19 protein-coding genes are annotated in these 22,273 nt (G+C 68.7%); all 19 read right to left on the reverse strand.

The annotated features are described in order from the left end of the window. Positions 1-2: 2 nt before the first annotated feature. The 19 genes from polA to VKA86_17155 all read right to left on the reverse strand — a co-directional run bounded on the left by polA (position 3) and on the right by VKA86_17155 (position 22,053). Positions 3-2,738 (reverse strand): DNA polymerase I, encoded by a 2,736-nt coding sequence (polA, locus tag VKA86_17065; protein HKK72916.1) that lies wholly within the window; start codon positions 2,736-2,738, stop codon positions 3-5. After that, positions 2,735-3,331 carry a nicotinate (nicotinamide) nucleotide adenylyltransferase gene (gene nadD / locus VKA86_17070; GenBank protein ID HKK72917.1) on the reverse strand — a complete coding sequence of 199 codons (597 nt, stop codon included), beginning with the start codon at positions 3,329-3,331 and terminating at the stop codon, positions 2,735-2,737. Before nadD ends, polA begins: the two co-directional genes overlap by 4 nt. Then, positions 3,328-4,089 carry an outer membrane protein assembly factor BamD gene (gene bamD / locus VKA86_17075; protein HKK72918.1) on the reverse strand — a complete coding sequence of 254 codons (762 nt, stop codon included), beginning with the start codon at positions 4,087-4,089 and terminating at the stop codon, positions 3,328-3,330. The genes nadD and bamD overlap by 4 nt, the downstream gene beginning before the upstream one ends. Beyond that, entirely contained in the window at positions 4,079-4,990 is a 912-nt protein-coding gene (locus tag VKA86_17080) for a hypothetical protein (GenBank protein HKK72919.1), read from the reverse strand. Before VKA86_17080 ends, bamD begins: the two co-directional genes overlap by 11 nt. A gap of 23 nt (positions 4,991-5,013) precedes the next feature. Further along, a complete protein-coding gene (locus VKA86_17085) occupies positions 5,014-5,664 on the reverse strand; it encodes a hypothetical protein (protein ID HKK72920.1) in 651 nt (216 codons plus the stop codon). Beyond that, positions 5,661-7,097, reverse strand: a complete 1,437-nt coding sequence (gene rimO / locus VKA86_17090; GenBank protein ID HKK72921.1) for a 30S ribosomal protein S12 methylthiotransferase RimO — start codon at positions 7,095-7,097, stop codon at positions 5,661-5,663. Before rimO ends, VKA86_17085 begins: the two co-directional genes overlap by 4 nt. Beyond that, positions 7,094-9,589, reverse strand: coding sequence for a DNA translocase FtsK 4TM domain-containing protein (locus VKA86_17095; protein ID HKK72922.1), 2,496 nt, complete (start codon positions 9,587-9,589; stop codon positions 7,094-7,096). Before VKA86_17095 ends, rimO begins: the two co-directional genes overlap by 4 nt. Before the next feature lie 247 nt (positions 9,590-9,836). Further along, complete coding sequence (accC, locus tag VKA86_17100) at positions 9,837-11,210, reverse strand: acetyl-CoA carboxylase biotin carboxylase subunit (protein HKK72923.1); 1,374 nt, start codon at positions 11,208-11,210, stop codon at positions 9,837-9,839. 143 nt (positions 11,211-11,353) lie between these two features. Beyond that, positions 11,354-12,532 (reverse strand): type IV pilus twitching motility protein PilT, encoded by a 1,179-nt coding sequence (locus tag VKA86_17105; GenBank protein ID HKK72924.1) that lies wholly within the window; start codon positions 12,530-12,532, stop codon positions 11,354-11,356. Positions 12,533-12,714: 182 nt separating this feature from the next. Further along, the gene (gene accB, locus VKA86_17110; GenBank protein ID HKK72925.1) at positions 12,715-13,167 is read right to left on the reverse strand and encodes an acetyl-CoA carboxylase biotin carboxyl carrier protein; all 453 of its coding nucleotides are present in this window, start codon (positions 13,165-13,167) and stop codon (positions 12,715-12,717) included. Between the two features lie 134 nt (positions 13,168-13,301). Then, positions 13,302-13,859, reverse strand: coding sequence for an elongation factor P (efp, locus tag VKA86_17115; protein HKK72926.1), 558 nt, complete (start codon positions 13,857-13,859; stop codon positions 13,302-13,304). 102 nt (positions 13,860-13,961) lie between these two features. Next, complete coding sequence (locus VKA86_17120) at positions 13,962-14,420, reverse strand: type II 3-dehydroquinate dehydratase (GenBank protein ID HKK72927.1); 459 nt, start codon at positions 14,418-14,420, stop codon at positions 13,962-13,964. 117 nt (positions 14,421-14,537) lie between these two features. Then, positions 14,538-15,821: a tetratricopeptide repeat protein gene (locus VKA86_17125; protein ID HKK72928.1), complete on the reverse strand. Its 1,284-nt coding sequence runs from the start codon at positions 15,819-15,821 to the stop codon at positions 14,538-14,540. A gap of 37 nt (positions 15,822-15,858) precedes the next feature. Further along, positions 15,859-16,941: a 3-dehydroquinate synthase gene (gene aroB / locus VKA86_17130; GenBank protein ID HKK72929.1), complete on the reverse strand. Its 1,083-nt coding sequence runs from the start codon at positions 16,939-16,941 to the stop codon at positions 15,859-15,861. Next, the gene (locus tag VKA86_17135) at positions 16,938-17,981 is read right to left on the reverse strand and encodes a DUF4837 family protein (protein HKK72930.1); all 1,044 of its coding nucleotides are present in this window, start codon (positions 17,979-17,981) and stop codon (positions 16,938-16,940) included. The genes aroB and VKA86_17135 overlap by 4 nt, the downstream gene beginning before the upstream one ends. Before the next feature lie 29 nt (positions 17,982-18,010). Then, complete coding sequence (locus VKA86_17140) at positions 18,011-18,805, reverse strand: zf-HC2 domain-containing protein (protein HKK72931.1); 795 nt, start codon at positions 18,803-18,805, stop codon at positions 18,011-18,013. Positions 18,806-18,819: 14 nt separating this feature from the next. Further along, positions 18,820-19,485, reverse strand: coding sequence for a sigma-70 family RNA polymerase sigma factor (locus VKA86_17145; GenBank protein ID HKK72932.1), 666 nt, complete (start codon positions 19,483-19,485; stop codon positions 18,820-18,822). Between the two features lie 53 nt (positions 19,486-19,538). Beyond that, entirely contained in the window at positions 19,539-20,267 is a 729-nt protein-coding gene (locus tag VKA86_17150; protein HKK72933.1) for a hypothetical protein, read from the reverse strand. Beyond that, positions 20,254-22,053 (reverse strand): tetratricopeptide repeat protein, encoded by a 1,800-nt coding sequence (locus tag VKA86_17155; GenBank protein HKK72934.1) that lies wholly within the window; start codon positions 22,051-22,053, stop codon positions 20,254-20,256. The genes VKA86_17150 and VKA86_17155 overlap by 14 nt, the downstream gene beginning before the upstream one ends. Positions 22,054-22,273: the final 220 nt, after the last annotated feature.

Here is a 22,273-nt window from a genome sequence, read left to right on the forward strand (position 1 = left end):
CCTCAGGCGTGGGCCTCGGCCCAGGTCGCACCGAAATGGGCGTCGACGGACAGGGGAACCGCCAGATCGGCGACCCCTTCCATCTCCTCGACCACCACGGCACGGACGGACTCCCGGGCGTCGTCCCGGACCTCGAGCACGAGCTCGTCGTGGACCTGCAGGAGCATGCGGGCGGGCAGGCCCTCGCGGTCGATCCGCGCGTCGAGGTCGATCATGGCCTTCTTGATCAGGTCGGCGGCCGAACCCTGGATCGGCGTGTTCACCGCGATCCGCTCTCCGAAGGAGCGCTGTCGCGGGTCCTTGCTCGCGAGCTCGGGCAGTCGGCGCCGTCGACCGAACATGGTGCGGACCTCGCGCTCGGCCGTGGCCCGTTCGACCGTCGCGTCGATCCAGGCGTGGACCTTCGGGAGCCGTTCGAAGTAGGCGTCGATGAAGGCCTTGGCCTCCTTCTGCGTCACGCCGATCGACTGTCCGAGCGCGCGCGCACCCATTCCGTAGAGGATCCCGAAGTTGATGGCCTTGGCCGCGCGCCGCATCTCGCCGCTGACGCCATCGATGCCGACCCCGTTGACCAGGGCTGCCGTCCGCGCATGAATGTCCTCGCCAGCCCGGAACGACTCGATCAAGGCTTCGTCCCCGGCGAAGTGCGCCATGAGCCGCAGCTCGATCTGGCTGTAGTCCGCGGCCAACAACGACCAGCCCTTCTCGCGAGGAACGAAGGCCTCGCGGATGCGCCGGCCCGCCTCGGTGCGGATCGGAATGTTCTGGAGATTCGGGTCGGTGCTGCTCAGCCGCCCCGTGGCTGCCACCGCCTGATTGAAGCTGGTGTGCACGCATCCGGTCTCGGGGTGCACCAGCTTCGGGAGCGTCTGGACGTAGGTCGACAGCAGCTTCGACAGCTGCCGGTACTCGAGCAGCTTCGCCGGAAGCTCGTGCTCGGCGGCCAGGGCGGTGAGGACCTCCACGTCGGTCGAGTACCCGGTCGACGTCTTCTTCGTGGGTTTCAACCCCAGGCGCTCGAAGAGGACGACCTGCAGCTGCTTGGGGCTGTTCAGATTGAAGGCCTCGCCCGCCATTCCGTGGATCGACGTCACGAGTTCGTCGAGCTCGGCCTTCCATTCCTTCTGCAGACCGTCGAGCAGCTCGAGGTCCAGACGCACGCCGTGGCGCTCCATTCGCAGGAGCACCTGCGACAGCGGAATCTCGAGGTCGTTCATCACCTGGTCGAGCTCCTCGGCCACGAGTTGCGGCCGGAAGTGCTCGTACAGCCGGCGCGTTACGTCGGCGTCCTCGCAGGCGTAGTGGGCCAGGCGGTCGAGTGGCACACGCCGGAGATCCCGTGTGTCCAGACCGTCGAAGAGCTGCTTGTACGGAACCGTGCGCAGTCCCAGTTCTTCGTCCGCCAGCACGTCCATGTTGTGCTGACGACGCTCCGGCGCCAGCAGGTAGCTGGCGATCATGGTGTCGAACTCGACGCCCCGCAGTTCCAGACCGTGGTTCAGCAGGACGATCTGATCGTACTTGAGATTCTGACCCACCTTCGCGATCCGCGGCTCCTCGAAGAACGGTCGCAGGGTGTCGCGCACCTCGTTCCACGGCAGGCCGCTCGCGCTGTCGGCGGCGAAGAGGTCGTCCGCCTCCGCCATCGACGGCGGCGCCACGGGGACGTACCAGGCCTCTCCCTCGCGCACCGACAGCGACAGACCGACCAGCTCGGCGCGCATGGGATCGAGCGAGGTGGTCTCGGTGTCGATGCACCACGCGCGGTCACGCGGAAGGCCCTCGAGCCGCGCGCTCAGGGCGGCGACGCTCTCGATCACCGCGTAGCGCAGATCGTCGCCGGGATTGCCCCCGTCGTCGTCGGTCACCTCGTGCTCGAACCGCTCGAGCAGCTGCCGGAACTCCAACTCGCGGCAGATCCTCCGGAAATCCTCGGTCCAGGGGTCGGGACGCCCCGCTTCTCCCAGATCGATGTCGACGTCGACGTCCTGGTCGATGGTGACCAGTCGACGGCTCAACAGGAGTTGCTCTCGGTTCTCCTCGATCGCCTTGCGCTGACGCGGAGTGACCCGCTTGTCGTCCAGCCGCTCCAGCAGACGGTCGATGCTCTCGAAGTTCGAGATCAACTTGACCGCCGTCTTCTCTCCGATCCCGGGAACACCGGGCACGTTGTCGCTCTTGTCGCCCACCAGAGCGAGCACGTCGCGATACTGGGCCGGCCGGACCCCTTTCTTCCGTCGCACCGTGCCCTCGTCGATCGGCTCGTCCTCGACGTTCGCGCGAGGGGACGGCTTGAGAATCGACACGCCCGGACGGACCAGCGGGTAGAAATCCTTGTCGCCCGAATAGATCCACATGTCGTGTCCGCGGTCGGCGCCTCGCCGGGCGAGCGTACCGATAACATCGTCGGCCTCGTAACCCTCCTTCTCGACGATCGGCACCTCCATGGCCTCGAGCAGTTCGCGCACCCGAGGGATCTGGGCGGCCAGGTCCGGGGGCGTGGGTGGCCGGTGCGCCTTGTACGGCTCGTACATCTCGTGGCGGAACGTGGGTGCCTTCACGTCGAAGGCACAGACCACACGGTCGGCCCCGAAGTCCTCGAACAGGCGCACGACGGCGTTCGCGGTGCCGAAGCTCGCGGTCGTGATCTCACCGTGCGAGGTCGTCAGCGGCTGCCGATGCATGGCGAAATGGCTTCGGTAGATCAGGGCCGAGCCGTCGATGAGCACGATCTTCATCGTTCGTCTTCCTGCCGATAGAGCCCGCGCCGTTCGATGATCCCCAGGACTGCCGCCGGAATCGCCTCGGGGCGCTCCCCGCGTTGCAGCGCCTCGCGCAGGCCCGTCGACGCCACGTCGAGCTCGGGACCCGTCAGCCACGTCACCGGCTCGCCGGCGAAGCTCTCCAGCCGCGTCCCCGAGGATCCCGGCCGCGGTTGCACGACGAAGGGAGCGTGCCGCGCCAGGTCTTCGGGACGATACCAGGTGTCGAGCGCGTCGAAGGAGTCCTGCCCCATGATCCAGCGCCAGCGCACGCCGGGCTCGCGTCGGTCGAGTTCCAGCACGGTGTCGAGGGCGCGCCGGCCGGGGTGTCCCAGATCGACGTCGGAGATCGCCAGTCCGGGCTCACCCGCGATGGCGGCCTCGAGCATGTCGACACGGTCCTGCGCACCCGCCATCGGGCCGTGCGGCTTCTGGACCGCCACGGCAGCGGGAACGAACCAGACCTCGTCGCAGGGAACCTGATCACGGGCGCGCCGCGCGATCTCCACGTGCGCGCGGTGCACCGGATCGAAGCTTCCGCCGTAGACGCCGACGACGCGCGGGCTCACCCCGCGTCCTCGTCGACCCCGTCGCGCATCCGCGCGAGCTTCGACTGCGCCTGCGGCGCGAGTTCGTGCGAGCCGTGGTCGTCGAGGATCCGTCGCCACAGGCGTCGTGCCTCGCCGAGCTGGTCGAGCTCGGCGTGGAGATCGGCGGCGAGCATGAGGACCTCGGGTCGCAACTGGCTGTCGGGCCGATCGTCGAGCATGGCCTCGGCCTCGACCAGCGCCGCCTCGGTGCGTCCCAGACGCTCGTAGAGACGGATGTTCGACAACCACTTGCGATCGAGATGCAGTCGGAGGGCGTCGACCTGCTCCCGCGCGTCCGCGCTCCTTTCCCCGTCGGGGAACTCCTGGAGATAGCGGAGGAAGTGGTCGAGGGCGCGCCGCGTGACCGACTGCTCGTGATGGATCGACGGCACCTGCTCGACGTAGCACATGCCTTCCATGATCCAGGCGTCCTCGATCAACTCGCTGTTCGGATAGTCGTTGCGCAGGATCTCGAACTCGACCGCGGCGACGGCGTACTCATCGTTCTCGAAGCGGGCCAGACCGATGTGGTACTGGGCCTCGTCGACGCGAGGATCGGTGGGATTCCGACGCACGTACAGACGCAGGGTCTGCACCGCGTCGAGGTAGCGTTCGCCTTCGTACTCGGCGATTCCCCTCTCGTAGCTACCCACCGGCAACCCGCTGCCGGGGTGGCTGCAGCCGATCGCTCCGGTGAGGAGGACCGCCGCGACGAAGATCCCGATCCTAGTGGACACCCAGTTCTCCCAGCTCTTCGAGGCGTCGCGAGGCGCGTCGAACCACGTCCCCGCCGAAGCGCGATCCGGTGTCGACCACCAGCTCGTAGTACTCCCGTGCCGCCTGCAGATCCCCACGCGCCTCCTCGGCGCGCGCGGCCACGAACCGTGCCTGCTGCTGCAGCTCGAGGTGCCAGTCCGAAGCGAGGCAGAAGGCCAGCTCGTCCAGTGCAGCCTCGGGCTGAGCGGTGCCCAGCAGCGCTTCGGCCCGCTCGACCCGCAGACTCATCGCACGCCACTGCACGAAGCGCATGAAGGTTCGCTCGGCGGGGAAGCGGCGCAAGAACTCACCGTAGACCTCGAGCGCTTCGTCGTCACGTTCGGCTTCTTCGAGGCAGTAGCCGTAGCGATACACGTACAACGGATGCTCGTCCACCGGCTCGGGGAGTTCCTCCGCCAATCTGCGGTACAGAGGGAGGGCCGACGCGTAGTCCTTGGCCTCGCGGTAGAACCAGTCGGCGGCATCCGCCGTCAACGGTCCCGCCTCGGTGTCCGGATCGAAGTGGACTGCCCGGGCCATCCGTCGACGGGCACGCTCGTTCCATTCCGCCTCCCGGTCGGCCCGCGCCAGCTCGGCATACGCGGCGGCGATCCGTGGCGCTCTCGAGGGATCGTCGGCGACGGCGCGATCCAACGGCGCTTCGGCGGCGGCGTCCGCGTTCTGGTGCAGGAGCGCCAGGCCTTCTGCGAAGTCCAGCATGCCGTCCCGGACACCCTCGGCATGGTGCACCTCCACCCGTGCGAGGATCTCCTCCCACTGCTCCGCTTCGATCAGTGCGTCGAATTCGGACTCGAAGTCCTGCCCTCCCCCGCAACCGGAGACGGCGAGCAGAGCCGCAGCGGACCCCACTGCGATCGCCATGCGGATGGAAGTGGTCCCGAACACTACTGGGTCCCGTCGGCGTAGAGGACGACCACCGCCGCGAGCAGTCCGGCCATCAGGCCGCGCTCCCACCAGCGGGAATCGTCCTCGAGGGTCTCGAGGGGTGCACCGGACATCCAGTCCGGGCGATCGGCCGCGAGCTCCTCGGATCGATCGGCATCGACCCAGTGCTCGGCCACGAAACGCGGGGAGCCGCGCCACAACCAGCGACCGTCGGCGGGGTCCTCCAAGCGGCCGCGGATCCCGAGGGCCCCGCGACGCAGGACCTTCTTCTGACCCAGGCCGAGGAAGCCGGTGCGCTCGCTCGGATAGTCGAAGCCCGCGGCCTCGACCACGAAGTCCAGGACGACACCCTCGTCCGGAGCATCGGCCTGCGCGCCGACCGTCCAGACGTGGTATCCGCGCTCGTGCAGGAAGTTCCCGATCCGGTCCTGCAGGAGCTCGAGATCCGAACCGTCCGTCCCCGGCGGACGGCGCATGACCACGCCGGCCGCGCTCGACTGCTGCAGAGCCGACTCGATCGGCGCGACGATCCGGCCGAGTAGGTCCTCGGCCACGTGTCCGTCGCTGGGCTGCGCGTGGACGGCGACGGGGGCGACCGCCAGGAGTGCCCCGATCACGAGGCCACGGATCGCGAGGTCACGGGTCGTCATGCGTCTCCCTCCAGGGTCGTGCGCTCGGCCAGGAAGTCGAAGGGGCCGCAGCCGACCAGCCGCGCCCGCACGACGTCGCCCGGGCTCAGGTCCTCGCCCGGCATCCAGATCCCGCCGTCGATCTCGTAACAGAAGCCCTCACTGCGTCCGAAGGCAACCGGCCCGGTCCACGCTCCCCGCGGGTCCGCTCCGTCCTCGAAGGGGACGGCCTCCAGTCCGGCCTCGTCGGTGTCGGCGTGGACCTCGTCGATCATCACCTCGACCTCCCGGTCGAGCCGGGCGCGCTTGACCTCGAGTCCCAGGTCCCACTGCAACGCCTCGACCCGGGCCCGCCGGTCCTCCTTGTCCTCGGGGTCGACGTCGTCGTCCAGGTGGAACGCGCTCGTCCGCTGCTCGTGACTGTAGACGAAGGTCGCGAGATGATCGAAGCGGACCTCGTCGAGGAAGTCCATGAGCGCGACCACGTCCTCCTCCGTCTCGCCGGGGAAGCCCAACAGCGCCGTGGTCCGCAGCATGAGATCCGGCCGGATCGATCGCAGTTCGTCGATCTGCCGCCGCAGGCGATCGGGGTCGTAGCCGCGGTTCATGCGCTCGAGGACACGCGGACTCGCGTGCTGGATCGGCAGGTCGAGGTAGTCGACCACCTTCTCGATGTCGTAGACCTCGCGCGCCTGCTTCACCGTGAACATGGGCGGGTAGGCGTACATGATCCGGATCCAGCGAAGCTGCGGCACCGTGGCCAGGGCCCGGCACAGGTCGGCGAGGCGCGGTCGGCCGGGCAGATCGATGCCGTAGGCCGAGCTGTTCTGCGCGATCAGGATCACCTCGCGCACGCCCTGGGCGACGAGGCCGTGGACCTCCTCGAGCACCGACGGGACGGGGCGACTGCGCTGGCGGCCGCGCAATGCCGGAATCTTGCAGAAGCTGCAGCTCTGGTTGCAGCCCTCGGCGAGCTTCACGTGCGCCACGTGCGAGGGCGTCATGAGCACGCGCGTGCCGTAGCCTGCGTAGGGCGCCTCGTCGGGAGAGCCGAGGGGTCCGGCTTCCCCCCCCTCGAACAGATCGCCGAGCTGGTGGTAGCTACCCACGCCGAGCACGGCGTCGACCCCCGGAACCGACCGGCGAAGGTCGTGGGTCTCTCCCTGGACCAGGCACCCCATGGCCACGAGCTTCTGGCCGTCGTGCTTGGCCGCGGCCAGCTCCTGGAGACGATCGAGGGACTCGCGGCGGGCGGTGTCGAGGAAGCCGCAGGTGTTCAGGACGACCAGCGACGCGTCGTCGGGCGTGTCCACCACACGGAAACCGCGCTGGAGCAGCAGTCCCAGCGCGCCTTCGCTGTCCACCGTGTTCTTCTCGCAGCCGAGCGTGTCGAGGTAGACCGTGCGCTCGGCCGCAGGCGAGGGCGTCGCCCCCCGCTCCTGCGGTCCGGTCAATTCTCCGCCTCCAGCTCGTCCTTGTCGACGAGCACCTTTCGCGCCTTGCTGCCCTCGAAGGGCCCGACCACGCCGGCCGCCTCGAGCATGTCCATGAGCCGGGCGGCGCGGGTGTAGCCGACCCGCAGGCGGCGCTGCAACATGGTGGTCGACCCCATCTGCGTGGCCACGACCAACGCGCGGGCCTGCTCGAGGAGGTCGTCCTCTCCCAGGTCGATCCCTCCACCGGCGCCCTTGCCCTGGTCGAGATCGATCGGCTCCCCGGCGTCGTCGCCGAACTGCCGCCAGTGCTCGACCACGCTCTCGCACTCGTCCATCGAGACGAAGGCGCCGTGCACGCGCACCGGCTGCGCCCGACCGGCCATCAAGAATAGCATATCGCCCTTGCCCAGCAGCTGCTCGGCGCCCTGGCCGTCCAGGATCGTGCGGCTGTCGACCTTGCTGATCACCCGGAATCCGATCCGGCTGGGGAAGTTCGCCTTGATCACGCCCGTGATCACGTTCACCGAGGGCCGCTGCGTGGCCAGCACGAGATGGATCCCCACCGCGCGCGCCATCTGCGCCAGCCGGGCCACCGGCGTCTCGAGGTCGCTGCCGAGCTGCATCATGAGGTCGGCCAGCTCGTCGATCACGAAGACCACGTAGGGCAAGGGCTCCTTGATCTTCTCGTTGGTCTTCTCGTCGACGGCCTTGCCGGCGCGGACCTTCTCGTTGAACGCCGCGATGTTGCGCACTCCGTGGCGGGACAGCCGCGCGTAGCGCGTCTCCATCTCGGCCACCATGTACTTGACGGCCTTCAGGGCGTCGCTCGCCTGCGTGATCACCGGATGCATGAGATGCGGAATGCCGTTGTACACCGACAGCTCGAGCATCTTCGGATCGATCATCAGCATGCGGACGCGATCGGGTCCGTTCCGCAGCAGCAGGTTGCAGATGATCGCGTTGATGCACACGCTCTTGCCGCTGCCGGTGGCTCCGGCCACGAGCAGATGCGGCATGTCGGCCAGGTCCGCCGCGAAGGGCTCGCCCTCGGTGTCCTTGCCGAAGGCGATCTCCAGCGGCACGTCGTTCGGATCGCTCCCGAGCGAACTGATCACCTGCCGCAGGCCGACCATCTGCGGGTAGGGGTTCGGGATCTCGATGCCGACCGCCGCCTTGCCCGGAATCGGGGCCTCGATGCGGATGCGCGTGGCCCGCATGGCCAGGGCCAGGTCGTCGCCCCTCGACACGATCTGACTGACCTTCACGCCGGGCGCCGGCTCGAACTCGAAGGTGGTCACCACCGGGCCCGGACGGATCTCGTTGATCTGCCCGTCGATCCCGAAATTGCCCAGGGTCTCCAGCAACAGGCGCGCGTTCATCTGCAGGACGTCGCGACTGAAACCGCGCTGCTCCTTCTTCACCTCTTCGAGCAGATCGAGCGACGGCAGCGGGTAGTCGCCTCGACGGCGGCGTCGCTTCGGCACGGCGAGCTCGGGGTCGTCCTCGTCGAGGAGTTCGGTGGGGTCGCGACTCAGGCGGAACTCCTCGCTCGCATCGGCGCCCTGCCGCGCCCACGACGGAGGCGGTGCCACCCCGGCCTCGACGACCCGGGCGGGCGCGGGTTCGATGGCGTCCGGAACCGGCTCGACGTCGGTGGCGTCGGCGACGAACTCGTCCACCTCGGCGTCGTCCTCGTATTCACCGTCCTCGTCTTCGTATTCACCGTCCTCGTCTTCGTATTCGTCGTCCTCGTATTCGTATTCGTAGTCTTCGTCGGCCTCCTCGAGTTCCTCGGCGTCGGTCCGCGCGGTGTCGTCGACACGTCCCGCGTCCCGATCGTGGACCGCTCGGGCCTGGCGCGCCTGCGCACGCTCCTCGCGCCAGGCGTCGCGCGCGTCGAGCAGGCGATTCCCGAGCGCGCTCATGCCCTCACCGAGTCCGCGGAACGCGTCGGTGGTCGCACCCAGCAGGGGCGCGAACGCGGCGTTCACCCGCGCGGCGAGTCCGTCGATCGCCGGCAGCGGAAGGCGCAGCGGCGGCATCGGGCGCAACACCAGCCACGATCCGAGGCTGGCCAGGACGAGAAAGCTGCCCACGGGACCGACCACCGAGGCCAACAGACCTTCCGCCCACTCCCCGATCCGGCCGCCCGCTCCCGGCGGCACCCCGAGACGATCGAGGTGGTCGTGGGCCAGCAGCGACGAGACCGCCAGGACGAAGACCACGGCCCAGCCACCGCGGACGACGGCCTGCCGCTTCGACGCCGCACGCCGCAGTGGGATCCAGGCCCACGGCAGGAGTGGCAGCAGCCAGAGCAGGAACGGGCCCACGCCATCGCGCACGGTGGTACCGATCCAGTCCCCGACCGGACCCACCGGCAGACGGCCGTCCGCCCCCGCGGCCACCACGCCGGAGACCGTCGCCGCGACCACGGCGAGGAACAGACTCAACAGGGCGGTGAGGACGACGTCGAGCAGACGTGGTCGGGTGGACTTGGCGCGTCGGCCCATGCGCAGAGGCCCCCTCACGCGGAAGGCGAACGGAGTCGATCTGGTCGCGCGGGGACGGGTCGTGCGACCCGCGGGTCGGAGTGCCGCCACGGCCGGACGCGACCGCGCCGGGGCTCGCGCGGCGTGGACGGGACGCCCCGGGGAGCGCCGGACCACCGGACGTCGGCCGGCTCCGGATCCTCCCGGAGCAGGACACGCCGCACAGTAGGGCCAGGCGGGGCCGGGGTCAACGTCCGGACGCGTCGGTTCAGGCCGATTCGGCGGCGAGTTGGGCCGCCAGGTCGCCCATGCGGTCGTCGAGGTAACGCGTGGTCGCCTCGCCCCGCACGAACACGGGATCCTCCAGCACGGCCCGGTGCAGCTCGATACTCGTCGGCAGCCCTTCCACGACCAGTTCTCCCAGGGCCCGGTGCATGCGGGCGATGGCCTCGGTCCGGTCGGCGCCGTGACAGATCAACTTCGCCAACAGGGAATCGTAGTGCGGGCCCACCACGTAGTCGCCGTAGATGTGCGTGTCCAAGCGGACACCGGGTCCACCCGGAGGGTGGAACATGGTGATCCGGCCGGGTGAGGGTGCGAAGTCCCGGCGGGGATCCTCGGCGTTGATCCGGCACTCGATCGCGTGGCCCTGGATCTTCACCTGCTCCTGCGTGAACCGCAGCGATTCACCCGAACCCACCCGGAGTTGTTCCTTGATCAGGTCGATGCCGGTGACCATCTCGGTCACGGGATGCTCGACCTGGATCCGGGTGTTCATCTCCATGAAGTAGAACGACCGATCCTCGTCGAGCAGGAATTCGACGGTGCCCGCCGAGGTGTAGCCCACGTGGTGGCAGAGCTTCACGGCCGCGTCGCCCATGCGCTGACGCAGATCCGGGTCGACGGCGGGCGAAGGCGATTCCTCGATCAGCTTCTGATGACGACGCTGCACCGAGCAGTCGCGCTCTCCCAGGTGCACGACGTTCCCGTGCTCGTCGGCCAGGACCTGGATCTCGACGTGCCGGGGACGGAGGATCAGCTTCTCGACGTACATCGCGCCGTTGCGGAAGGCCGCCGCCGCCTCGGCGCTGGCCATGGGGAACGCGCGGCGCAGATCGACCTCGTTCATCGCCGGACGCATGCCCTTGCCCCCACCACCGGCGACCGCTTTCAGCATGACCGGGTAGCCGATCTCGGCCGCCACCTGCGCTGCGTCGTCGACGGTCGTGCAGATCCCCTTGCTGCCCGGCACGACCGGCACCCCCGCCTCCATCGCCGTGCGACGGGCCTGGTCCTTGTCTCCCATGCGGTTGATGATCTCCGGCGCCGGACCCAGCCACTTGATGTCGCAGCTGCCGATGATCTCGGCGAATTCGGCGTTCTCGGCCAGGAATCCGTAGCCGGGGTGCACGGCATCGGCGCCCGTGATCTCGGCAGCGGCGACCAGCCGTGGGACGTTCAGGTAGCTGGCCGTGGCCAGGGGCTCTCCCACGCAGACCGACTCGTCGGCGAACTTGACGTGCAGGGCCTCGAGGTCGGCCGTCGAGTGCACGGCTACGGTCTCGATCCCCAGCTCACGGCAGGCGCGCATGATGCGCAGAGCGATCTCGCCGCGGTTGGCCACCAGTACCTTGCGAATCATCGATGTCCCCCGTCACGGGTCGGTGCGGCATCTCCGGCCGCCGGGCGCACGGAACGAAGCGCTCACGATGCCCGAATTCGCGGCCGCCGGCAAGGGAACGGTCGACGGACGGTCCGGTACGGGCTCGATGGTTCCGCGCGGACTCAGAGTTCCAGATAGTCGCCCTGTACGGGAGTGGGACCCCCGGGGTCGGTCGCGGCGGCCTTCTCGCCACCCTTCTCGAAGGTGTCCCATCGGCCGTCGCTGGCACCCTGGATCCCCTTCACCCGCAGACTGAACTCGTGGGGATTGGTCGACGCCCGCATGGCTTCCTCGAGGCTGACCTCGCCGCTGCGGAAGAGGGACATGAGGGACTGATCGAAGGTCTGCATCCGGTAGGTCACGTGACCCTCGGCGATCGCGTCCTGGATCATGTGGGTCTTCTCGGGCTCCCGGATGTACTCCTGGATCGTGCTCGTGTTGATCATGCACTCGACCGCGGGCACGCGACCCCGACCCCCGATGCGAGGGATCAGACGTTGGCTGACGATGGCCCGCAGCGTGTTGCTCAGGAGATAGCGGATCTCCTGGTGCTGGTGCGGCGGGAAGAAGCTGAGGATGCGGTGCATGGTCTGGGTCGCATCCATGGTGTGCAGCGTGCTGAAGACGAGGTGGCCGGTGTCGGCCGCCGTCAGGGCCGTCTTCATGGTCTCGTTGTCGCGGATCTCGCCGATCAGGATCACGTCGGGATCCTGCCGCAGTACGTGCTTCAGCGCCTTCGTGTAGCTCGAGGTGTCGGTGCCGACTTCGCGCTGGTTGATCTGGCTGCGCTTGTCGCGGTGCAGGAACTCGATCGGATCCTCGATCGTGATGATGTTGCTCGTGAGTTCGGTGTTGATGGTGTCGATCATGCCCGCGAGCGTGGTCGACTTCCCCGACCCGACCGTTCCCGTCACGAAGACCAGCCCGCGCGGGTAGAGCGCGATGTCGCGCACGATCGGCGGCAGGTCGAGTTCCTCGAGCGCCTTGATCTCGACGGGGACCTGGCGGAAGACCATCGCCACCGAGCCCCGTTGCACGTAGAAGTTCGCGCGGAATCGGGCCAGGCCGGGAACGCCGAAGGCGAAGTCGACCTCGCGTGTGGTCTCGAACTCGTCGCGCTGGGCGGGCGTCAGGATGTGCTCGACCACCTCGGCCATGTCCTTCGGCCCCGGGGCCTCGAACTCGAGCCGCACGAGCCGGCCGTGGACCCGGGCCGTCGGCGCCACCCCGACCTTCAGGTGGAGATCGCTGGCCTCGAGCTCGATCATGCGTTGCAGGATGCTCTTGATCTGGATCGCCACGGTGATCGCTCCCCTCCGGGTCCGCGTGGAGTGCGATCGCAGCGCAGGATTGCGCGTCGCTCCGCGCCGCGGGGGCACGTCACTCCGGGAGGCAGAACGAGCAAACGACGGTCCAATCCGGACCGTCGTCACACGGCGCGCCCGGCCGCTCCCGGCCCGACGCTCTTCGGAAACATCGGGGCTCAGTCCGGCTCGACCACGAACAGGGCCTGCCCGAACTCCACGGGCTGACCGTTCTCGGCGAGGATCTCGCGCACGATGCCCGCGAACTCGGCTTCGATCTCGTTCATGACCTTCATGGCCTCGACGATGCAGAGGACGTCCCCGGCGCCGACCCGCTGTCCGACCTCGACGAAGCTCGAGGCCTCCGGCGACGGCGACCGGTAGAAGGTGCCGACGATGGGGCTGACGACCTCGCGCCCCGTCGCGCTCGGCGCGGCCGGCTCGGGCTCGCTCGGCGGGGCCTCCGGTGCCGGCGCGGCGGCCGGGACGACCGGGGTGGGCATCGGAGCCGCCGGGACCGCCGTCGCGGCCTTGGCGATCCGGATCGTCTCTCCCCGGTGGGAGAGCTCGAGCTCCTGGATCTGGCTGTCCTCGACCAGTTGCACCAGCTCGCGAATCTTGTCCAGCTCCATCACCACTCCCCGGCTGACGGCGCGCGCTCGGAGCGCGTCCTCGATGCGGTTTCGGCGGCCCGCGGGGCCCCGGCCTCGGGTCGCACTATCGCGGACCCGGGCCCTCGGGGCAACATCCAAAGCAGCCCGAGGGCTCAGACACGCGTGAGGTACTTGCCCGTCCTCGTGTCGATCCGCAGGACGTCGCCCTCTTCGACGAAGAGCGGCACCTGCACCACCAGGCCCGTCTCCAGCTCGGCCGGCTTCGTCCCGCCCTGGGCCGTGTCGCCCTTCACGCCGGGATCGGCCTTCGCGACCTCGAGCTCGACGTGGTTGGCGACCTCCACGGTGATCGGCTTTTCCCCGCGCATGAGCATCGTCACCGTGTCGTTCTCCTTCAGGTAGGGAATGGCATCGGTGAGGGCTTCCTTCGGCAGGCCGATCTGCTCGAAGGTCTCGGTGTGCATGAAGGTGTACATGTCGCCGTCGTTGAAGAGGTACTGGTACTCGTGGTTCTCCAGCCGGACCTCTTCGACCTTCTCGCCGGCGCGGAAGGTCTTGTCGACCACCTTCCCCGACTCGACGTACTTCAGCTTGGTGCGGACGAAGGCACCGCCCTTTCCGGGCTTCACGTGCTGGAACTCGACGATGGAGACGAGATTGCCGTCGATCTCCATGGTGAAACCGGTGCGGAAGTCGCTCGTGTCGGCCATGCCTCTTGGATCCCTGGACGCGAGGAGTGGTCGGCCACGGACGACGCCGGGCCGGGAACCGCGAAAGTGTACATGGAGTGCGGGCCGGGGCAAGGGCGGTGCCTAGGCCTGCGGTCCGCCGCTTTCCCGGCGATCGCGCAGGACGTGGACCAGACCGCGCAGGCCGAGTTCGTAGCTCTCGATCCCGAAACCGGCGACCGTGCCCACGGCGATGTCCGACAGCAGACTCCGCTGCCGGAAGTCCTCGCGGCGGGCGAGATTCGAGGCGTGGACTTCGACCAGGGGCCGGTCCATCGCCAGGAAGGCGTCGCGCAGACTCACGCTGCTGTGGGTCAGGCCACCCGCGTTGACCACGAATCCGTCGATGTGGTTGCTACCGTGGATCCGATCGATCAGCTCACCTTCGTGGTTGCTCTGGTAGCCATCGACCTCGACCCCGAGCTCGACCCCCACGTGCACGAGTCTCGATTCCAGGTCCGTGAGCCGCAGATCCCCGTAGATCTCCGGCTGCCGGCTGCCGAGCAGGTTCAGGTTCGGGCCGTGCAGGATCAGGACGTTCACGCCGATCTCCTTCCGCGTCGGGCTCCGATCGACCGGGGTTCCCCGCACGGAAACACGTCGACCCGCGGACCGTTCCGGCCCGCTCGCCGCGCAGCATACAGCAGAGGGCGGACGTCGTCAGTCGTCGACGCGGATCCGGTCCAGCCAATTGCGGAAGTGCTCGAACCGCTCGCGCTCGCGTTCCTGCTCCGACCCGGCCGAGGGCGGGGCCTCGAGCGGCGGCGACGGCGAGACCTCGGGCTCGTCGTCGTCGATCTCCGAGGGGGTGGCGCTCAGGGTGAGCGGCTCGGGCGCGAGTGTCCGTGCGATCTCGTCGTCGACGCCGTCGTCGGCTTCCACCGCGGTCGCCTCCGGGGCACGGGAGTCGTCGGCCTCGAGCTCGGCGATGCGGGACACGACGCGCTCGGCGTCGGGATGGCGCTCGACCACCTGTCGGAGGATGTCCAACGCCTTCTCGCGGAACCCCTGCTCCGCGTAGATCTCGGCCAGGGTCATGGTCGCGATCTCGGTCGTGGGAATCTCGCTGTCGTCGACGGGGCGCGGACGCGCGGCGACCTCCACGGCCTCGGGGGCCACATCGACCTCGTCCTCCGGAACCGCGGTCTCCGACGGACCCACCTCGACCGCCGGGGCGGACGCGGTGGCCTCGGCGTCGTCCTCGGGAGCGTCACCTTCGTCCTGTGGCGGATCGTCCTCGTCGTGAAGGTCGATCTCCGAATTCTCGCCCGTCGGATCTTCGCCCCAGCGACTCTCCGTCATCGGATCGTCGACTTCGGAAGCCTCGACGAGTTCGGGAATCTCGATTCCGGCCGTGCCGACCGGCGTGCTCTCCATCGGCTCGTCGTCCGACGCGTCGTAGACTTCCGGTACGTCGGCAACTTCGAGTGCGTCGGAATCCTCCGGAACCTCGGCCACGTCCGGGACGACCTCGTCCCCGGCCGGTTCGTCGGTCGTCTCGACCGCCGGCTGGTCGCCGACGCCGGCCAATTGCGACCGCAGGGCCTCGAGGCGTCGTTCGGCCGTCGCGGGATCGATCTCGAGCCCGCAGACGAGTTCCCAGCGCTCCGCGGCGGCCACCAGGTCCCCGCGAGACTCGTCGAGTTCGGCGAGTTGCCGCAGGGCGAGCAGGTTCTGGGGGTCGAACTCCAGGACGCGATCGAAGGCTTCGCGCGCGGCTTCGTCGTCGCCGCGCTCCAGGTGGATCTTGCCGAGGATGACGTAGGCGCTGGAGTAGCGCGGATGCCGGGCCAGGCCCGTATGGCAGACCCCGAGGGCCTCCTGGAGGCGGCCGAGCTTGCGCAGGCAGTCGGCCAGAGGAGCGAAGACACGCCCTTCCGGCTGCTCGACCTGCCGTTGCTGCAGGCGCTGCAGTTCGTTCTCGAGCGACTGGCGATCGTTCACGGTTCCGTCCCCGTTGCCGGTCCGGCCTCGGCCGCCCCTACGGTGGCCCCTCGCCGAGGACGGTCAGAGACTGCTGCAGGATCTTCCGCTCCACGCGGTGGCCGACCGTAGCCGAGCCGATTCCGTGCGTCAACACGAGCCTGACCTCGCCGCCGTTCGACTTCTTGTCGTAACGCATTGCGCGCCAGAACTTTGGCTCGTCGATCGCACGGACCTTCCGAGGCAGTCCGAGCCGTCCGAGTGCCTCCACGATGCGGCCGGTCGTCCCACCCGGGGCAACGTCGAGGCGTTCCGAGACCCAGGAAGCACTTATCATGCCCAGCCCGACCGCCTCGCCGTGCGTCAGGCGCGGTCGGTGGGCAACCTCGAGGGCATGGCCCACGGTGTGGCCGAAGTTCAGGACCGCGCGCCCGCCGGACTCGCGCGGATCGCCCGCGACCACGTCTGCCTTCACCCGATTCGCGCCCTCCAGGACCTCCAGCCAGGCCGTGCGATCCAGGGATCGTAGCGCCGCGGCCGCCTCCGACGTCCGGGTGAACAAGGCTGCATCCGCGATCACCCCCGCCTTCAGCACCTCGGCGAGCCCGGACCGCGTGTGCCGGCGGGGAAGCGTCTCGAGCGCCTCGAGGACCCCGTAGACGCCGACGGGTTGGTGGAACGTGCCGACCACGTTCTTCGCCCCCGCCAGGTTCACCGCCGTCTTCCCGCCGATCGCGCTGTCGGCCATGGCCAGACTCGTGGTCGCGATCGGACACCAGGGAACGCCCCGCATCCACGTCGAAGCGAAGAACCCGGTCAGGTCACCGATCGTTCCCCCGCCCACGGCGACGACCAGCGATTGGCGATCCATACCGAACTCGGCTGCAGCTCGATGGAGACGCTCGAAGGAGCGCAGCGTCTTGACCGACTCCCCACCGTTGAGCACGACCGTCCGGCGCCGGGCTTCGGCGTCGAGTCCCGCCAGGGCCCGTGGGTGCCGATCGACGACCCGCCGGTCGACGACGACCAGACCGACCGCCTCCGACCGGTCGTCGCGCAGGGCCCTGAACGCCTCACCGAACGTTTCCCGAAGTCTAACAGGATAAGGAGGTTGCAGCCGTACCTTCGAGTCACTTCTCATGATCGCGGAACGAAGGTGCCCGCCACCGCACGCGCTTCTCGCAGGTACGGATGCTTGTCGCCCTGCGGATTGTAGGTGAACCAGTTGATCCCGAACAGCCGACGCGACGGTTCGTCGAGCAGGAACAGGGTCCGGAAGGGGCCGCCCACCTGGGCCGACAGGACCTCGTACATCCCGGCGAGCTGCGGTCGGGGCTCTCCGCGGAACATCTCGGTCGACCACGTGTAGCCGTAGAGATCCTGGAGCGCCTCGTCGAGGAAGGTGCCCCAGCGGCGACGCAGCGCCAGCAGCGCCTCGGGATCCTCCATGTCGAAGGCCTCGGGATCCTCGAGGGTCTTCCAGAACACCACCACGCCACGCGTGGGGTTCTCGTGGAGGACCTCGACCATGCCCAGGTCACCCTCGGCATTCTGTTTGATCCCGTTGATCCGGTAGCCCTCGGGCACGGTCATGCGGATGCCGGCGTTCTCGCGCAGGGACCGCTCGGCCTCGGCGTTGCGTCCGAGGCCCAGCATGTACTCCATCACGCGCTCGCGGTTCATCTCCTCGATCTGGCCGCGCAGGGCCGGGGCCTCCTGGTTGATCGCGCTCTGCATGAAACTGCGGTCGGATCCGGCCAGGAACAGAACGTTCTGGTTGTTGGCGTAGACGTCTTCGCGAGCGGCGAAGAAGAGGTGACGCGACTCCATGACCTTCATCTGGGTCCCCCCGAGCCGTCGGCGGATCTCCCGGGACGCGCCGTCCTTGCCCTTCAGGTACCCGATCACGATGACGTTCTTGTAGAGCCGCGCGTCGTCCTTCGCGTCGAAGTCGAAGATGTCGACACGCAGCATCGGTTCCCGGCGGATCCCCGTGTTCGCATCGACCTCGAGGGCCTGCTTCAGCTGGAACGCAACGGGATTGAAGAGGTCGAGATCGGTGAGGATGGCCACGTCGGAATAGCTTCCGACTGCATTCAGGACCGGGGACGAATCTCCACACCCGCCCAGCCCCAGGGCCAGGACGGCGGCGAGGAGCACCCGGGAAACACGCAAGCGCACAGGGCCCTCCCGAGGAACGTTGGGATGGATCAGCGGCGCTCGCCGGCGGAACCGGTCGCGATGGAGTCCCGGACGTCGCCCGACGTCGGCAGTGTGGACCGCCGCATCGGCATGTTCAAGCGCTGAACGCCGCCTTCCTGCGCCGCCCCCGCCCGGCTGTTCCAGAACAGGTGCTGCATGATCGTCGTCTGCATCGACGACGGCAGCGTCGGCCACAGGCCGCGCCGACCTTCGCGCACCGGAGCGTAGAGGTCGTCCCGGAACCCGGGGCCGCCCACCGTGCGGATGCCGAAGTCACCGTCGGTGACGTCGATCTCGAAGGGATTCGTGCGGACCGCTCCGCTCAGATCCGGTTCCTCTTCGCCCACCGTCCGCGCTCCGACCAGCGAGGTCGCGCCGACCGGCGCCTCGACGTCCCTACCATCGCCGATGGTGCCCGTTCCGTCACCGGGCAGCAACCAGGCGCCCATTCCGACCACGAGGACCGTCACCGCCAGCGCACTGGCGACTGCCGGACGCCAGAAGCTCCAACGCTCACCCACGATGGCCGTATCCGTGGCCTCGGCCGCCCGCTCCCGCAGAGCCTTCTGGATCCCCAACTGTACTTTCCACTCGAAGTTCTCCGAGGGTTCGGCTTCAGCCGCCAGCATCCACTGCCGTCCCTGCTCGAGCACCTCTTGATGACGCCGACATTCGGGACAGGCGCCGATGTGCTCGCCGAGTCGAACGCGCTCGGTCTCTCCGAGATCGTCATCCAGGGCGCGCGAGATCCATGTGCGGGCGCGCCGGCAGTCACGGGAACGAGAAGGAGGAAGGAAGCTCATCGTGGTGTCCTCGTTCAGCGGGTTTCGCCGTCAGGGGTGGCTGGACCGTCTTCGAGCATCGGTTCGATCAACTTACGGAAGTGGTTCCGAGCACGATTGATACGACTGCGCACGGTCCCCAGTTTGAGGCCGGTGACCGCCCGGATTTCCTCGTAGCTGAGCTGATTGACCTCGCGCAGCACGAAGGGGATCCGGTAGCGCTCGGGGATCTGCTCGGTGACCTCGCGAATGATCCGCTCGAGGTCCTCGCCGACGGCGACCTGCTCGGGATCGGGCGCCTCGTCGGCGATCTCCTGCACCACTTCCTCGTCGCCGTCGCCGTGATTGAAGAACATCGACAGCACCGGGGGACGGCGCTTCTTCTGACGGTAGCGGTTGCGGACCAGATTCGTGGCGATCGTGTAGAGCCAGGTCGAGAACCGGGCAATGGTCCGGTACTTGTCGGCATGCACATAGGCGCGCACGAAGGCATCCTGGGCCAGTTCTTCGGCCAGGTCCCCGTCGCTCACCAAGCGCAGCAGGTAGTTGTACAGGCGCGTCTTGTAGCGACGGACCAGGATGTCGTAACAGGCCTTCTCACCGGCCTGCACGCGCAGCATCAGGTCTTCGTCGCTCAGCTCGGTGCGATCGACCGGCCGACGATCGGGGTCGAGCATCGTGACCTTCTCGGCCAGACCCATGGTGGACTCCCTCCGGGGCAACCGTACTCCCGGAGGTCTACACCGTGGGTGCGTCAGGGTTCCCACAGGGGATCGAGGATCGAATCGCCCAGGGCGGCGACGGTCCGGATCTCGGACCAGTCCACCACGATCGGAGCCTCGACACCAGGTGCTCCGATCCGTAGGCGCCGTGGCAGAGCATCAGGCCCGGGACCCTCGTGGGCCTCGACCACCGTTCGGATCGTACGGACCTCGTCGTCGACCCGCCAGACCAGTTCGGCCCATTCCAGCGGTCGGGACCGTGCCCGCCTCCATCCGCGCCGTTCGCCACGCCGCCGGATCTCGTCGCCGGCGCGCTCCCAGGGGCGCGCTCGGTTCCCGACCGTGCGGCCGGTCAGGATCCATACCAGATCTCCGACCTCGAACGACCCGCCCTGGGCCTCGAATCGACCCGGGCGCTCCCCCATGTCGGTGAATCGCCCCGTGCGACGATCGAACAGAAGAGCCGTGTCCGCGGTCCAGACGAGGACCTCGTGGACGGGAGCCCTGCCCTCGGGCCGGTAGCGGATCTCGACACGGGCGGACGCGTCGTTGCGCAGGAAGGCGTGGACCCGGGCCTCGGGGCCCATGCCCGGCAACGGACCGCGCGCGGTGCCCCGGAGCTCGACGCCCCCCGTGCGCGTGCCCGACAGGGGCGGTGGGGCGACCTCTCCGCCCCCGCGCGTCGTCGCGCAACCCGCGGTGACGATCAGGGCCGCAGCCACGGCGAACACCACGTATCGGCGACGGTCAGGGCTGCTCACGCATCGCCTCGCGCATGGCCTCGATCCGCTCCTCGAGGCGTTCGGTGTCGCCGCCGGCCACGCGCGCCCGCTCGAAGCTGCGCAGCGCCTCTTCGTGGCGGCCGAGCGCCGCCAGGCATTCGCCCACGTGCTCGAGGACGACCGGATCGTCCCCGAGGAGGTTGACGGCCTTGATCAGACGATCGAGAGCCTCCTCGTAGTGCCCCTGCCGGTACAGGACCCATCCCAGGCTGTCGACGTAGGCACCGTTGTCGGGCTCCTCGGCGACCGCTTCCCGGATCAGACGTTCCGCGCGCTCCAGTTCCCAGCCCTGGTCGGCCAGGAGATAGCCGTAGAAATTCTTCAGGTGAGCGTCGTCGGGTTCCAGCTCCAGGAGGCGCTCCAGCGTCGCGCGTGCGCCCTCGAAGTCGCGGTTGGACTCCTGCACCACGGCCAGGTCGTAGAGCACCTGGAAGTTCTCCTGATCCAGCTCCGCCGCCCGCTGAAGCCAGGGCTGGGCCCGCTCGGTGCTCCCTGCCCTCCGCAGAAGGGCCCCCAGGAGGTAGTTCTGGCGCACGCTGTCCCCGGACACGGCGTCGGCGGTGCGATCGAGCCAGCGTTCGAATGCGGCGATCTCCCGCTCGTCGGCACGCCCGGAGAGCAGGCCCGGATCGGCCTGCGACATGGCCAGCAGGAGGCTCACGTGCGCGCCTCCGTCTTCCGGAGCCGCCTCCGCTGCCCGACGCAGCTCCTCGACGGCGCGCTCGTAGTCGTCGAGCTCCATGTACAGTTCGCCGATCGTGCGCCGCACCCGCGCCGGATCCACCTCGGGATTCTCCACCAGCGGTTCGAGGACCGCGATCGCCTCCTCCCGCCGGTCGAGCGAAGCGAGCAGGTCGGCGACGATCATGCGTGCTCGTGGTTCCAGCACCCCGCGCCGAGCCATCGGCAGGAGGAGCTCCACCGTGCGCTCGCGGTCTCCGCGGGCCAGATAGAGATCGGCCAGGCGCGCCTGTTGGGTCGGTCCGAGTGCGTCGCGGTCGACGAGGTCCTGGAGCATGGTCAACAGCTCCTCGTCCCGCCCCTGCAGACGCAGCAACTCCGAGAGGCGATCGATCGCCTCGACCGAATCCGGCTCGAGTTCCAGAGCCCGGCGCCAGGCGGCTTCGGTCTCCTCGGGGCGTTCCAGCTCGAGCAGGACATCGCCACGGCGGATCCTCCACGCGGCCACCTCTGGCTCCCGCTCGATCATGGCGTCGACGGCGGCCAGGGCCTCCTGTGGCCGTCCGGCCTGCTGGAGGAGCTCGACCCGCAGCTCCGCGCCGAAGTCGTCGCCGGGGAAACGCTCGACGAGTTCCTCCGCGGCCGTCAGTGCCTGCTCCGTCCGGCCGGTCATGGCCAGCAGCTGGGCCCGCTGCCGCGCCAGACCCGCGTCTTCGGGGAAGCGATCCACGAGGTCCTCGAGCGTCGTCAGTGCGGCCTCGGCGCGGCCGGCGCGCAGCGCCACGTCGACGTAGCGACGTGCCAGCTCGGGGTCCTCGGGGAGCAGACGATGGGCGCGGCGGTAGTACTCCAGCGCGCTGCGCGCGTCTCCGGACTCGAGCAGTGCACTGCCCACGAGCAGGGCGATCGCCACGTCCTCCGGCAGAACCGGGTCGGGGACGTCGAGCGTGGCCTGGCTGGGCGCGGTCGGTGTCCGCGGAACATCGGTCGTCGACGTGGACGCGCACGCAGACAGCGCCAGGACCATTGCCCCCGCTCCCGCGGGCAGACGGCCACGCAGGGTCTTGCGCAGAAGTGCGGTCATGCGCGTCCTCGGATCGTGGGCGAAGGGGAGTGCCGCGGGGCCCAAGATAGGGACAGGCGAGCGATCCCGGTAATCGGAACATTGTGCCTCCGAGATTGTGCATTCCCCAGCGGGGCGGGCCCATCGGCTCGCCCCGCTCGTTTCGGCCCTCAGAACGCGTACTTCAGCTCGTGTCGGCGGTTCACCGGCAGTTCCCGTGTCTCGATCCTCCGCTCGTAGT

It is taken from the genome of Candidatus Krumholzibacteriia bacterium, from assembly GCA_035268685.1.
Lineage (GTDB): Bacteria > Krumholzibacteriota > Krumholzibacteriia > JAJRXK01 > JAJRXK01 > JAJRXK01.